Origin of the sequence: Sphingomonas sp. 179-I 2A4 NHS (assembly GCF_045369135.1) — a bacterium.
Lineage (GTDB): Bacteria > Pseudomonadota > Alphaproteobacteria > Sphingomonadales > Sphingomonadaceae > Sphingomonas.
On the sequence record NZ_JBIQFL010000010.1, the window covers coordinates 77,042 to 91,006 of the forward strand.

General features: G+C 67.3%; 13 protein-coding genes. 10 read left to right on the forward strand and 3 right to left on the reverse strand.

Going from position 1 to position 13,965, the window contains the following annotated elements:
- The first annotated feature begins 50 nt into the window (after positions 1-50).
- Positions 51-992 (forward strand): homoserine kinase, encoded by a 942-nt coding sequence (gene thrB / locus ACH0CP_RS15340; RefSeq protein ID WP_294441826.1) that lies wholly within the window; start codon positions 51-53, stop codon positions 990-992.
- Positions 989-1,441: a ribonuclease HI gene (gene rnhA / locus ACH0CP_RS15345; RefSeq protein ID WP_294441825.1), complete on the forward strand. Its 453-nt coding sequence runs from the start codon at positions 989-991 to the stop codon at positions 1,439-1,441. The genes thrB and rnhA overlap by 4 nt, the downstream gene beginning before the upstream one ends.
- A gap of 44 nt (positions 1,442-1,485) precedes the next feature.
- On the opposite strand, the gene ACH0CP_RS15350 is transcribed toward rnhA, so the two are convergent.
- Together ACH0CP_RS15350 and ACH0CP_RS15355 are read right to left on the reverse strand one after the other, a co-directional pair.
- Complete coding sequence (locus ACH0CP_RS15350) at positions 1,486-2,556, reverse strand: FAD-binding oxidoreductase (RefSeq protein ID WP_294441823.1); 1,071 nt, start codon at positions 2,554-2,556, stop codon at positions 1,486-1,488.
- Positions 2,553-3,479 (reverse strand): alpha/beta fold hydrolase, encoded by a 927-nt coding sequence (locus tag ACH0CP_RS15355; protein ID WP_294441822.1) that lies wholly within the window; start codon positions 3,477-3,479, stop codon positions 2,553-2,555. Before ACH0CP_RS15355 ends, ACH0CP_RS15350 begins: the two co-directional genes overlap by 4 nt.
- A 77-nt stretch (positions 3,480-3,556) precedes the next feature.
- On the opposite strand from ACH0CP_RS15355, the gene ACH0CP_RS15360 reads away from it, so the two are divergent.
- From ACH0CP_RS15360 to ACH0CP_RS15395, 8 genes are read left to right on the forward strand one after another with little or no spacing between them, the layout of a single operon-like run.
- A complete protein-coding gene (locus tag ACH0CP_RS15360) occupies positions 3,557-4,006 on the forward strand; it encodes a prepilin peptidase (RefSeq protein WP_406893926.1) in 450 nt (149 codons plus the stop codon).
- 55 nt (positions 4,007-4,061) lie between these two features.
- Positions 4,062-5,105 carry a Flp pilus assembly protein CpaB gene (gene cpaB / locus ACH0CP_RS15365; RefSeq protein WP_294441821.1) on the forward strand — a complete coding sequence of 348 codons (1,044 nt, stop codon included), beginning with the start codon at positions 4,062-4,064 and terminating at the stop codon, positions 5,103-5,105.
- A gap of 2 nt (positions 5,106-5,107) precedes the next feature.
- The gene (locus ACH0CP_RS15370; protein WP_294441820.1) at positions 5,108-6,691 is read left to right on the forward strand and encodes a type II and III secretion system protein family protein; all 1,584 of its coding nucleotides are present in this window, start codon (positions 5,108-5,110) and stop codon (positions 6,689-6,691) included.
- 23 nt (positions 6,692-6,714) lie between these two features.
- A complete protein-coding gene (locus ACH0CP_RS15375) occupies positions 6,715-7,347 on the forward strand; it encodes a CpaD family pilus assembly lipoprotein (protein ID WP_406893924.1) in 633 nt (210 codons plus the stop codon).
- A 1-nt stretch (position 7,348) separates the two neighbouring features.
- Positions 7,349-8,641 (forward strand): pilus assembly protein CpaE, encoded by a 1,293-nt coding sequence (locus ACH0CP_RS15380; RefSeq protein WP_294441818.1) that lies wholly within the window; start codon positions 7,349-7,351, stop codon positions 8,639-8,641.
- Positions 8,642-8,699: 58 nt separating this feature from the next.
- Positions 8,700-9,674 carry a type II secretion system F family protein gene (locus ACH0CP_RS15385; protein WP_294441817.1) on the forward strand — a complete coding sequence of 325 codons (975 nt, stop codon included), beginning with the start codon at positions 8,700-8,702 and terminating at the stop codon, positions 9,672-9,674.
- A gap of 4 nt (positions 9,675-9,678) precedes the next feature.
- A complete protein-coding gene (locus ACH0CP_RS15390; protein WP_294441816.1) occupies positions 9,679-10,680 on the forward strand; it encodes a type II secretion system F family protein in 1,002 nt (333 codons plus the stop codon).
- Positions 10,681-10,738: 58 nt separating this feature from the next.
- Positions 10,739-11,152, forward strand: a complete 414-nt coding sequence (locus ACH0CP_RS15395) for a hypothetical protein (RefSeq protein ID WP_294441815.1) — start codon at positions 10,739-10,741, stop codon at positions 11,150-11,152.
- 21 nt (positions 11,153-11,173) lie between these two features.
- On the opposite strand, the gene ppdK is transcribed toward ACH0CP_RS15395, so the two are convergent.
- Positions 11,174-13,867, reverse strand: a complete 2,694-nt coding sequence (gene ppdK / locus ACH0CP_RS15400) for a pyruvate, phosphate dikinase (protein ID WP_294441814.1) — start codon at positions 13,865-13,867, stop codon at positions 11,174-11,176.
- Positions 13,868-13,965 lie beyond the last annotated feature (98 nt).

The window sequence follows — 13,965 nt, forward strand, 5'->3', positions numbered from 1 at the left end:
GACAATATCGGTAAAGGGAGACGCCGGCCTCGCGCGGGCGTGACGGGTGAATGGCGGTCTACACGCATGTCTCGGCGGAAGCGCTCGCCGATTTCCTCCGGCGCTACGACGTGGGCGAGCTCGTCTCCGCCAAGGGCATCGCGGAGGGCGTGGAGAACTCCAACTACCTCGTCGACACGACTCGCGGTCGCTTCATTTTGACCTTGTATGAAAAGCGCGTGGCGGCGGATGACCTGCCGTTCTTCATGGCGCTGCTCGATCATCTCGACGCAAAGGGCCTGCCGGTGCCACCCGCGATCAAGGATCGCGAGGGACAAGAGATCCAGGAGTTGGAGGGTCGCCCGGCCTGCCTGATCAAGTTCCTGTCAGGCGTTTCGCTGTCGCACCCCACCCCGGCACAGGCGCTGTCTGCCGGCGACGCGATGGGCGCGATGCACCGCGCCGTCGCCGATTTCCCGGAGACGCGCGAGAATTCTATGGGCGTCTCGACGTGGCAGCCGCTGTTCGAGCGCTGCGGCCGCAGCCTGGATGAAATCGCGCCCGGCCTCTATGACCGGCTCGGCCGCGCGCTGGACGATGTGCTGGCGCAATGGCGCCCCAAAGCGTTCGATCAGGGCGCGATCCATGCCGATCTCTTCCCCGACAACGTCCTGATGCTGGGCGACCGGGTGACGGGGCTGATCGATTTCTACTTCGCCTGCACCGATATTCGCGTCTACGACCTGGCGGTGATGCACAGCGCCTGGTCGTTCGATTTGCACGGCCGCGCCTTCGATGCCGCGATCGGCGACGCGCTGATCCAAGGTTATGAGCGCCACTATACGCTCTCGGACTTCGAGCGGGCGCAGTTCGCCACGCTGGCGAGCGGGGCGTGCATCCGCTTTGCGCTGTCGCGCGCTTGGGACTGGCTCAACACGCCGGCCGACGCGCTGGTGATGCGCAAAGACCCCCTCGCTTATGTCCGCCGGCTCGACCATTACCGCGCCGCATGAGCGAATTACCCAAGGTCGAAGCCTTCACTGACGGCGCGTGCAAAGGAAATCCCGGTCCCGGTGGCTGGGGCGTAGTGCTGCGCATGGGCGAGCACGAAAAGGAACTGTCTGGCGGCGAGCCCGTCACCACCAACAACCGAATGGAACTGACCGCCGCGATCGAGGCGCTGAAGGCGTTCACCCGCCCCTGCAACGTCACGCTCTACACCGACAGCCGGTATGTCATGGACGGGCTGACGAAATGGATCCACGGCTGGCGCCGCAACGGCTGGAAGACGGCCGACAAGAAGCCGGTAAAGAACGTGGAGCTGTGGCAAGCGCTGGTCGAGGCGGCCGATCGCCATCAGGTGCAATGGCAATGGGTGAAGGGCCACGCCGGCCACCCCGAGAACGAGCGCGCCGACAAGCTGGCGAGCGACGCAGCGATGGCCGCAGGAAAGCGCGCCTGACAGGACCAGCGCGGCGTTCGGGCCGCGCCGACCCGTTCACAGCGTCAGAATCGTCCGGGCGAATAGCGGGCGATATCGAATCCGAGCTCCGGCTCCTCGCCCATCAGCAGGGCCGCGCCGATCATTGCCGCGGCCGGCGCGGTCTGGATGCCGAAGCCGCCCTGCCCCGCGAACCAGAAGAAGCCTGAGGTGCGTGGATCGAAGCCGTAAACCGGCAGGCGATCAGGCGCGAAACTGCGCAGGCCGGCCCATTTGCGCTCCACCTGCGTGACGCGCCAGTCGACGAGATGCTCCAGCCGATCGATGGCGATGGCGACGTCGAGTTCCTCGGGCTGTGCGTCGCAGGGATCGCATGGCGTTTCGTCATGCGGGCTGAGCCACAGGCGGCCGCCGGCCTCCGGCTTGAAGTAGAAGTCACCGCCGAGATGCGCGACGTGCGGGATCGCCGGCGTCGACGGCGGATCGGTCTGCAGCTGAACGAGCGTCCGGCGATACGGCTGGATGCCGAGCGGTGCCGCGCCCGCGATGGCCGCCACGGCATCGGCCCAGGCACCGGCGGCATCGACCAGGATCTCGGCCTCGAACTCACCCGCACGGGTTTCGATGCGCCACTGCGCGCCGTGCCGGGTCGCCGCCTTGAGCGACGCGCCGAGCACCAGCGTGGCGCCCGCCCGCCGCGCACGGGCCAGCGCATCGGCGTGAAGCGCGGCCACGTCGATATAGGCGCAGCTGCGCTCCATCACGCCGATCGTCCAGCCCGGCCGCAGCCCGGACAGATAGTCGCGCGGGTCCACCCGCTCCAGATCGACGCCCGTTCCGGCGAATTCGGCGAGGAACGCTTCGGCGCGGCCCTCGTCCTTCGCCTCCCCGACATGGAGCGAACCAAGCGGCTCCAGGAAGCCGCCATGGCGCAACGGGGCACCGGAAAGCGACGTGAGCGGCTGGATGCCCGGGCCACCATAGGTTTCGGACCAGAAGGCGGCGGACCGCCCGGTCGCGTGATAGCCCGCGACATCCTCCGCCTCGAGCAGCAGGACACGGGCCCGGTCACCGAGTTCGGCGGCGAGCGTGGCGCCGGCAATCCCGGCGCCGACGATGGCGATATCGTAGGTCATGGTGCCTCGGCTGTAAGGAACGCATCGATTGCGGCAAGCGCCCGACCACGCACCGGATCAGCCTCACGCAGGATTTCGTGTGCCGACTCGCGGCCGAAGCGGACGAGTTGCGCATTGGGCAGCAGCCCCGCGACCCCGATCGCCGCCCGCGAATCGACCAGCCCATCCGCCTCCGCGACCAGCATCAGGATCGGGATAGCGAGCGTCGCGAGCCGAGGATCGGCGCGCTGCAGCCGGGTCGAAGCAAAGGCTTCCGCCAGCCAGGACCAGCTCGGCGGTCCGAGCTTGATCTCCGGCACCTGCTCGTACCAATATTGCTCGTCCTCGTAGCGACTGCGATCGCTGGTCAGCAGCTTCTGCCGATCGAGCCGCGCGCCGGGGCGCTCATGGCCTTTCCACGCCGGCCGTGCGGGATCGCCCAGTCCGCGCATCAAGCGCGCCAGCCGTTCGGCCATTCCCGCGCCGATCGGTGTCTTCAGCCCGAGCATCGGGGCGATCAGCACCGCGGCGGCCGGATCGATCGCCTGTTCCAGCATCGCGCGCAGCACGAGGTGCCCGCCCATCGAATGGCCCATCACCACGCGTGGGCCGTGCGCGTCCAGCGTTCGCCAGACGGCCGCGAGATCCGCGATCCACGGCGCAAAATCCGTGGCATGGCCGACATGCGGATCGGCGCTCAGTCGCCCCGAGCCGCCCTGCCCGCGCCAATCGAACGCAGTGATTGACCAGCCCGCTGCATGCCAATGCTCGAACGCCTCGAGATACTTCTCGATCACGTCACCGCGGCCGCCCTGGAACAGGATCGTGCCGCGGCCGGTGCCCGCCCAGTCGAAGCGGCGCAGCGGCCAGCCGTCCGCCGCCGCCCAGCGCGTGATCGCGGCTTCTGCCGGCAGCGCACGGCGGATCGGGCGTCCTGTCATCATGTCCATGCGCTGGTTACGGTTTGGCAAGCCATTCCGTCTACTGCCGTTCCTTCATGGGGTGGGACGTTCTTTCCTGGATGTTGCCGGCACTGCTGGTCCTGCTGCTCGTTTCGGCGGGCATCGAGGATGCGCGTACCCGCGAGATCGCCAATTGGAAAAACGCTGCGATCGCGCTGATGGCTCCGCTGTGGTGGGTTTCGATCGGGCTGGCGCCCTGGCCCGACATGGCGATCCAGATCGGCATAGCGACGGTGGTGCTGGCGCTGTTTTGCGTCGCCTTCCACTTCGGCCAGATGGGCGGCGGCGATGTGAAGCTGATCGCGGCGCTGGCGCTGTGGCTGCCGATCGCGCCGCTGATGCAGATGCTGCTGCTGATGTCAGTTCTCGGCGGGGCACTCACGCTGGTGATGCTAATAGAGCACAAGTTACGCAAAAATCCGCGAGCTCTAGAGATCCCATATGGCGTCGCAATCGCAATAGCCGCGCTGCTCGGCCTCCGCGAACCGCTTCTTAACCAATTCACGTAATCATATGCCGGCAACGAAAGAACAGCCCGCGCTGATGCGAAAGGCATGACAGGTCATGGATAGTCGGAAGGTCATCTTGCTGGTGGGTGCGCTGATCGTCGCCGCGATCACTGCATTCATGGCACGCACGCTGATCATGGGCAGCAGTGCCCCGATGGCGACCGCCATGCCGAACGAGGCGCAGCCGATCAACGGCCCGAAGGTGCTGGTCGCGACGCGCGCCCTGCCGGTCGGCACGATCATCGATCCCGGCTCCGTCAAGTTCCAGCCCTGGCCGCAGGAGCTCGTCGAGGGCGCCTATTTCCAGGAGCTGCCGGAATTCGACATGAAGACCGTGCTTGGCACGGTGGTGCGCAATCCGATCACCGCCGGCCAGCCGATCACCCAGGGCGCGCTGGTGAAGCCCGGCGATCGCGGCTTCCTGGCCGCGGCGCTAGGCCCAGGCATGCGCGCCGTGACGGTGCCGGTGTCGACCCAGTCGTCCGTCGCGGGCTTCGTCTTCCCGGGTGACCGCGTCGACCTGCTTCTGACCCAGGCGGTCGAGGGCGGCGGTGATGGCCCGCCGCTGAAGGCGGCGGAGACGATCATGCGCAACCTGCGCGTGCTGGCGACCGACCAGCGCACCAGCCAGGAGAAGGACGAGAACGGCAATACCGTCGTGCGCACCTTCTCGAACGTGACGATCGAGGCGACGCCCAAGATCGCCGAGCAGATTGCGGTAGCGCAGACACTCGGCTCGCTCTCGCTGTCGCTGCGCTCGATCGCGGACAATACCGCGGAACTGGAACAGGCGATCGCATCGGGTGACGTGAGGGTGCCGGAGGGCACCGATCCGAAGGCCGAGAAGGCGATGCTGCTTCAGCTCGCCACCGCCCCGCAGGCGGGCAACAGCACCTATGCCGTCGGCGCCGACGTGTCCCGCTTCCAGCGCCGCACGGTGCCGGGGAAGACCGAGCAGCCGGCGATGAACGGCCCGGTGATGGCGGGCGGCGCGCCCGGCGCGCCCTATCCCGGCGCGGCGGTGCGGGTGTCCGGCCCGGTGGTGCGGATCGCACGCGGAAATTCTGTGACCGAGGTTCCGGTCGGGGGGAAGAACTGAAGATGCGTATTCGCTCGACATCGATCGCCCGCTCGCTCGCGGTTGCGCTTGCCGCCGCCGCGGCGCTTGGCGCGCCGGCCGCGGCGCCCGCCCAGAGCGTCTCGGCCCGTCCGGAAACGCTGTCCGTCGCAACGGACCGCGGCCGCCTGATCACCCTGCCGCGCCCGATGAGCGACCTGTTCGTCGCCAACCCGGAGATCGCCGACGTGCAGGTGCGCTCGCCCACCCAGCTGTATGTCTTCGGCAAGAAGGCGGGCGAGACGACCGTGTCAGCCACGGCCAAGGGCGGCGCAGTGGTCTATGCCGCCACGGTTCGCGTGGGCAACAACTTCGACACGCTCGGCCAGATGCTGGCCATGGCGATGCCGGACGCAAACGTCACGACGACGACGATGAACGGCCTCGTGTTGCTGACCGGCACGGTCGCGAGCCCCGATGACGGCGCCGAGGCCGAACGGCTGGTGCAGGCATTCGTCGGCGAGGGCACGAAGGTGATCAGCCGGCTGCGCACCGCGACGCCGCTGCAGGTGAACCTGCAGGTGCGCTTCGCCGAGGTGAGCCGCAGCTTCGTGAAGAATATCGGCAGCAACTTCGCCACCGTCGACCAAACCGGAGGCTTCAAGTTCGGCCTGTCACGCGGCCGGTCCACCGGCCCTCAGTTTACGCCGGGCGGGCCGCTGGGCGTTGGCTTCACCGTGCCGCCAGTCGGCGGCTCGCTGGTGACTCAGGGTTCCAATGCCTCGACGGTCGGCCTTGCCGGCAAGCTGCTCGGCCTCGACGTACTCGGCGCGCTCGACCTGGGTGAACGCATCGGCCAGGTGACGAGCCTTGCCAACCCGAACCTCACCGCGCTGTCGGGCGAGACGGGCACGTTCCTTGCTGGCGGTGAGATCCCGATCCCGATCGCTCAGGGACTTGGCGGCGTCGGCGTCGAGTACAAGCAATATGGCGTGAGCCTGGCCTACACGCCGACGGTTCTGGCAGACGGGCGGATTTCGCTTCGCGTACGCCCGGAAGTGTCGCAGCTCGATTATTCGAACGCGGTGACGGTTGGTGGCGCGCAGGTGCCGGGGCTCACGACGCGGCGGACCGAGACCACGGTGGAGCTTGGTTCAGGCCAGAGCTTCATGATCGCCGGGCTGCTGCAGAACAACCACAACAACTCGATCGAGAAGACGCCGGGCATCGGTGACGTGCCTATCCTGGGTGCACTGTTCCGTTCGAACGGCTTCCAGCGCAACGAAACCGAGCTGGTGATCGTCATCACGCCGTATCTGGTGAAGCCGGTCAACGCGAACGACATCGTGCTGCCGACGGACGGCTACAAATCGCCGACCGACGTGGAGCGCGTGCTGCTGGGGCAGCTGAGCTCGGGCAAGTCGGGCGAGACCCGGCCGAAGCCGAGCATGGAAGCGCTGCCGCCGGCAGCACCGGCGGTCGGCGCGGTGGCGCCTGTCGCCCCGGTCCCGCTGCCCGGCACCGCGGCGCCCGCCGTTGCCGACGCCAAGGCGCCGCGCGATGCAGGCCGCAAGAGCGGCAAGAAGGGCGGCGGCTCTGCCCCTGCCCCCGGCTTCTCGATCAACTGATGATGACGGACGGGAACATCATGATGCTCAAGCGCTCGCTCCTCCTCGCCATCGCACCGGCCGTGCTGGCCGCCGGGTGCACGGGCACGCAGAACCGCGGGCTCGAATCGGTCCATCAGCCGGTCGTCTCGCGCGCCGATTATGCCTTTGACGTGGGCGCCGGGCCGAACGGCCTCGCGCCGGGCGAAGCACGCCGGCTGAGCGGCTGGATGTCGTCACTGCGCGTCGGCTACGGGGACCGGATCGCGGTCGACGATCCGTCGCGCGACCCGGCGACCCGGGCCGATGTTGCGGCCGCTGCTGCCCGTCATGGCCTGCTGGTGGCGGATGAGGCGCCGGTCACGGCGGCGCCGATCGCGCCCGGCACCGTCCGCGTCGTCGTCAGCCGCGCGCGTGCCTATGTGCCGGGCTGCCCCGACTATAGCCGCATGGCGCAGCCCGATTACGAAGCGCACACCTCGTCCAACCAGGGATGCGCGGTGAACAGCAACTTGGCCGCGATGGTCGCAAGGCCGACGGACCTTGTCCGCGGCGAAGGCAACGACGCCTACGATCCGGCGGTCGGCACGCGCGCGATCGACACCTTCCGCAAGGCGACGCCAACGGGCGGCGGCGGGACGACCGTGCGGTCGGAAGGCACCGGGGGAGGCCGCTAAGATGAATGCACCCTGGAAACCGGCTGGCGCCAGCAATCGCGAGCCTTTCGTCGCCTATGTCTGCGACGAAGCCACGGCGCAGGCGCTTCGCCCCGTCGCCAGCGAAATGGGCTGGTCGGCGGAGAAGGTGAACAAGGGCGGCCTGCGCAACGCGGTCCAGTCGCTCAGCGTCTCCGCCAGCCCGCAGATCCTGTTCGTTGACCTCGCCGAATCGGGCGATCCGCTGAACGACATCAACTCGCTTGCCGAGGTATGCGAGCCGGGGACGATCGTCATCGCCGCCGGCCAGGTCAACGACGTCCGCCTCTACCGTGACCTGATCGCGAGCGGCATCCAGGACTATCTGCTGAAGCCGCTCAGCCCCGAGGCGCTGCGCGACACCTTTGCGCATGCCCAGGCGATCCTGAACGCACCCAAGCATGTCGAGCCGACGACCGAACATCCGCATTGCGCGGTCGCGGTGATCGGCACCCGCGGCGGCGCCGGCGCATCGACCATCGCGACGTCGCTCGCATGGCTGGTCAGCGACAAGGAACGCCGCTCCACCGCCCTGCTCGATCTCGACGTTCATTTCGGCACGGGCGCGCTCGCGCTCGACCTCGAGCCCGGCCGTGGCCTGACCGACGCGATCGAGAACCCCAGCCGGATCGACGGTCTGTTCATCGAGCGCGCCATGGTGCGCGCTTCGGAGAATCTGGCCGTCCTGTCGGCCGAGGCGCCGATCACCTCGCCGATGGTGACGGATGGCAGCGCCTTTCATCAGCTGCAGGGCGAGATGCGCGCAGCATTCGAGGCAACGATCATCGATCTGCCGCGCTCGATGCTCGTCAACCACCCGCACCTCATCAATGACGTGCAAGCGGCGGTGATCGTCACCGAATTGACGCTGGCGGCAGCGCGCGACACGATCCGGATCCTCGCCTGGCTGCGCTCGAACGCGCCTGAAACGCAAGTGCTTCTGGTCGCCAACAAGGTGCAGCCCGGCACCCAGCTGGAGATCACGCGCAAGGACTTCGAGACGTCGATCGAACGCAAGATCGATTACGTCATCCCGTTCGACCAGAAGCTCGCGGCCCAGGCCGCGAAGCTAGGCAAGCCGTTCGCCGAAGCCGGCAAGACCTCCAAGACCGTCGCGCCGCTCGCCGATCTCGTCACCAAGCTCTGCGTGATCAGCGCGGAAGGCGAGACGGCGAAGGGCGCCGGCAAGGGACGCAAGGGCGGCAAGGGCACATCGCTGATCGGCAAGTTTGCCGATTTGAAGGGTTTGATGCCCAAGAAGCCCGCGAAGAACTGACCAGCCTCCGGCGCGCGCACCATGTGCGTGCCGGCCGCAACGGAGCACGGAACGCAAGATGCCGTTGATACCCATCATCACCGTGGCGGTCGGCGGGCTCATCGTGCTCGGGATGATTTACCTCGCCTTCGCTGGACCATCGGCCGAGCGCGCCGGCAATCGCCGCCTCGCCGAACTGCGTGAGCGGCATGCCGCCTCGCCCGGCGCGGTGATGGAGGCGCAGATGCGCCGCATCACCGGCCGTAGCGCGACCAAGGCGGACAAGGCGGCGATGCGTTTCCTGCCGCGCCCGGAGGAGCTTCAGAAGCGCCTCAACATGACGGGCAAGTCATGGACGGTGGGTCGCTATGGTGCGGCGACACTCGGCATCACGATCGGCGTCGCGCTGCTGCTGCTCGTCGTCGGCTTGCCATTCCTGATCGCGCTGTTCCTTGGCCTAGCGCTTGGTGCGGGCATCCCGCACTTCGTGGTCAGCTATTTCATCGGCAAGCGGATCAAGGAGTTCAACGCCAAGTTCCCGGATGCGATCGAACTGCTGGTGCGCGGCCTGCGTTCCGGCCTGCCGATCACCGAGACAATGGCGGTTGTCGGCAACGAAGTGCCCGGCCCCGTCGGCGAGGAATTCCGCTCGGTCGCGGACAAGATGAAGATCGGCCGGTCGATGGATGTGGCGCTGCAGGATACGGCGGACCGCCTCGGCACCCCGGAATTCCAGTTCTTCGTCATCACCATCGCGATCCAGCGCGAAACCGGCGGCAACCTCGCCGAAACGCTGCAGAACCTCGCCACCGTGCTGCGTCAGCGCGGCCAGATGAAGCTCAAGATCCGCGCGATGGCGTCGGAATCCAAGGCATCGGCCTATATCATCGGCTCGCTGCCTTTCATCGTCTTCGTGATGATCTGGTTCATCAACGGCGGCTATATGCAGACCTTCTTCACCGATCAGCGGCTGATGGTGGCTGGTGGCGGCGGGCTCATCTGGATGGGCATCGGCGCGTACATCATGGCCCAGATGATCAACTTCGAGATCTGACGCGATGGAACCGACCCAGGGACCGACGCTGCTTGGCGTCGACGTATTGTGGGTAGCGACGCTGCTCTCCGCCGTCGCCGCGTTCGCGGTGATGGTCGCCATCTATGCCGCGCTCAGCGTACGCGATCCCATGGCAAAGCGCGTGAAGGCGCTTAACGACCGCCGCGAGCAGCTGAAGGCGGGCATCACCGCCTCCACGAGCAAGCGCCGCGCGAAGCTGGTCCAGAAGAGCGCGAGCGCCGATCGCATCCGCGATTTCCTGGAATCGCTGAAGGTCCTGCAGGACAGCCAGCTGAAGGAAGCGCAGACCAAGCTGCTTCAGGCCGGCATCCGCAAGAAGGACTGGGCCGTCGGCGTGATCTTCGGCCGACTGGTGCTGCCCATCGTGCTCGGCGGCTTCATGGTGTTCCTGGTCTATGGCACCGACACCTTCGCCGACTGGACGCCGCTGAAGCGCTACGGCCTTGTCGCCGTCACCTTCCTGCTGAGCTACAAGGCACCGGATCTCTACCTCAAGAACAAGATCACCAAGCGTTCGGCGGCGATCCGCAAGGGCCTGCCCGATGCGCTCGACCTGCTGGTGATCTGCGCCGAGGCGGGGCTAACCGTGGACGCAGCCTTCCATCGCGTGGCGAAGGAACTGGGCAAGGCCTATCCCGAGCTTGGCGACGAATTCGCGCTGACCGCGATCGAGCTCGGTTTTCTTACCGACCGTCGCCATGCCTTTGAAAACTTCGCCAACCGCGTCGCGCTGGATGAAGTGCGGGGCATCGTCACCACGATGATCCAGACGGAGAAATACGGCACCCCGCTGGCCAGCGCGCTGCGCGTCCTGTCGGCCGAATTCCGCAACGAGCGCATGATGCGTGCGGAGGAAAAGGCCGCGCGGCTGCCCGCGATCATGACGGTGCCGCTGATCCTGTTCATCCTCCCCGTGCTGTTCGTCGTCATCCTGGGGCCCGCCGCCTGCTCGATCAGCGACGCCTTCATCGGCGGCAGCGCCTGAGCCTTCGGGAACGCGCAAACAGGAGCATCGTTGTCCTTCCGTAACAGGGAGGATCGCGATGCTCTTCACCACGCCCACACAATGGCTGGCACTCGCCGTGGCGCTGATCGCCGGATGGCTGTTCGGTCTGGCAAGTCACCCCGGCGGCCGCAAGTGGAAGCAGCGCTACGCCGACGAGCGTGACGTCCACGCCCGTACGCGCAAGGATCTCGAAGGCCGCGTCGTCGAGCAGGAAGCTCGGATCAAGGAACTGGAGCGCGAGAATGCGCGACTAGCGTCGGCGACGCCGGTCGCAGCCCCCACTGCTGCCCCGGTCGCCACCACCGCCGCAGATACGCGCGTCGTGCAGACCGAAACGGTGCGCGAACCCGTCGCTCCGCGAACGACGGTAGCGCAATCGGCCGCGCAGCCCGCGGGCATGACGCGCGCGCGCTGGTTCAACTGGACCAACCGGGTCGGGACGAACGGCTGACCGTTCGCCCCGCCGATCGGCTTAGCCCTTCGCCTTGAGCGCTGCCTGCGCCGCAGCGAGCCGGGCGATGGGCACGCGGTAGGGCGAGGCGGAGACGTAATCGAGGCCGACGCTTTCGCAGAAGGCGATCGACGCGGGATCGCCGCCATGTTCGCCGCAGATGCCGAGCTTCAGCCCGGGCTTCGTCGCCCGGCCACGCTCGGCCGCTAGCTTCACCAGTTCGCCCACGCCCTCGACGTCGATGCTGACGAACGGATCCTTGGCGTAGATCCCCTGCTCGACATAGGAGCCGAGGAAGCGGCCCGCGTCGTCACGGCTGACGCCGAGCGTCGTCTGCGTCAGGTCGTTGGTGCCGAACGAGAAGAATTCGCCAGCCTCGGCGATCTCGCCAGCCCGAAGCGCGGCGCGCGGCAGCTCGATCATCGTGCCGACGAGATAATCGACCGTCTTGCCGCGCTCCTCGAACACCGCCTTAGCGGTGCGGTCGACCACGGCCTTCATCAGCTCCAGCTCGCGCTTCGTGGCGACGAGCGGGATCATGACTTCCGGGATCGGCGCCTCACCCGATTTGTCCGCGACATCCAGCGCCGCCTCGAAGATCGCGCGGGCCTGCATCTCGTAGATCTCGGGGTAGGTGACGCCGAGGCGGCAGCCGCGGTGGCCGAGCATCGGGTTGAACTCGTGCAGCTCCGCCGCGCGGCGCTTCAGCGTCTCGACGTCAACGCCAGCCGCGGTCGCGACCTCGCTGAACTCCGCCTCCTCATGGGGCAGGAATTCGTGCAGCGGCGGATCGAGCAGCCGGACGGTGACCGGCAGGCCAGCCATCACCTCGAAGATCTCGGCGAAGTCGCTGCGCTGTTCCGGCAACAGCTTTTCGAGCGCGGCGCGCCGGCCGGCTTCGTCCTCCGCCAGGATCATCTGGCGAACGGCGGTGATGCGCGCGGCATCGAAGAACATGTGCTCCGTGCGGCACAGGCCGATACCCTCAGCGCCGAAATCGCGCGCCGTGCGGCAGTCGAGCGGCGTCTCGGCGTTTGCGCGCACCTTCAGGCGGCGAACCTCGTCGGCCCATTCCATCAGCGTGCCGAAGTCACCGGCCAGCTCCGGCTGGATGGTGGCGACTTCGCCCGCCATCACTTCGCCCGTCGCGCCGTCGATGGTGAGAAGATCACCCTCCCTCACCTCGCGGCCACCGACGCGCGCGATCTTCGCCTTGGCGTCGATCGACAGCGATCCGGCACCGGACACGCAAGGGCGACCCATGCCGCGTGCCACGACGGCGGCGTGGCTGGTCATGCCGCCCCGCGCGGTGAGGATGCCCTTCGCCGCGTGCATGCCATGGATGTCCTCCGGGCTGGTCTCGGTGCGCACCAGGATCACCGACTTGCCCTCGGCCGCCCAGGTCTCCGCGGTATCGGCGTCGAACACCGCCGCGCCGCTCGCCGCGCCGGGCGATGCGGGCAAGCCCTTGGTCAGCACGTCGCGCTTGGCAGCGGGATCGAGTGTCGGATGAAGAAGCTGATCGAGCGCCTGCGGATCGACCCGCGCAATCGCTTCCTCGCGGCTGATCAGCCCCTCGCCCGCCATGTCCACCGCGATCTTCAGCGCCGCCTTCGCGGTGCGCTTGCCCGAGCGCGTCTGGAGCATCCAGAGCTTGCCCTGCTGCACCGTGAACTCGATGTCCTGCATGTCGCGGTAATGCCGCTCCAGCCGGTCGAACACCGCGGCGAGCTCCGCATAGGCGGCAGGCATCGCCTCTTCCATGCTGAGCGGCTTGGCGCCCGCATCCTCACGCGCGGTCTTGGTCAGATATTGCGGCGTGCGGATGCCGGCGACGACGTCCTCGCCCTGCGCGTTGATCAGGAATTCGCCGTAATAGGCATTGTGGCCGGTCGACGGATCACGCGTGAAAGCGACGCCGGTGGCGGACGTTTCGCCCATGTTGCCGAACACCATCGCCTGCACGTTGACGGCGGTGCCCCAGCTGGCCGGAATGTCGTTCAGCCGGCGATAGACCTTGGCGCGATCGGACTGCCACGATCCGAACACCGCGCCGATCGCGCCCCACAGCTGATCATGCACGTCCTGCGGGAAGGGCTTGCCCCATTGCTCCTGGACCAACCCCTTGAACTCGGCGACCAGTGCCTTCAGGTCATCGGCCGACAGCTCGGTATCGAGCGAGAAGCCGCGGTCCTCCTTGGCGATCTCCAGCGCTTCCTCGAACGCGCCGTGGTCGAGGCCGAGCACCACGTCCGAATACATCTGGATGAAGCGGCGATAGCTGTCCCACGCGAACCGCTCGTCGTTCGAGGTGGCCGCGAGCCCCTCGACCGTCTCGTCGTTCAGGCCGAGGTTGAGGACGGTGTCCATCATGCCCGGCATCGAGACGCGCGCGCCCGAGCGCACCGAGACGAGCAAAGGATCGGCCGCATTGCCGAACGTCTTGCCGGTGATGCCCTCGATATGGGCGATGCCATTGGCCACTTCGGCGCGCAGGCTGTCCGGGAAGGCCTCGCCTTCCTCGTAATAGCGCGTGCACATCGCCGTGCTGATCGTGAAGCCCGGCGGCACCGGCAGGCCAATCGACGCCATCTCGGCAAGGTTCGCGCCCTTGCCGCCCAGCAGGTTCTTGTCCCCGTTACCGCCATCCGACACGCCGCCGCCGAAGCGATAGACGTAGCGCTCGTCCGCCTGGGGTTTCACCGCGGTCGCCATCGTCGTCGTCTCCTGAGTACGTAACTTGCGCGCTGCAACACACCGGCAGGCCGGCTATTGCAAGGACAAACCTGTCCGGGTTCGGATGTAACCGTTTA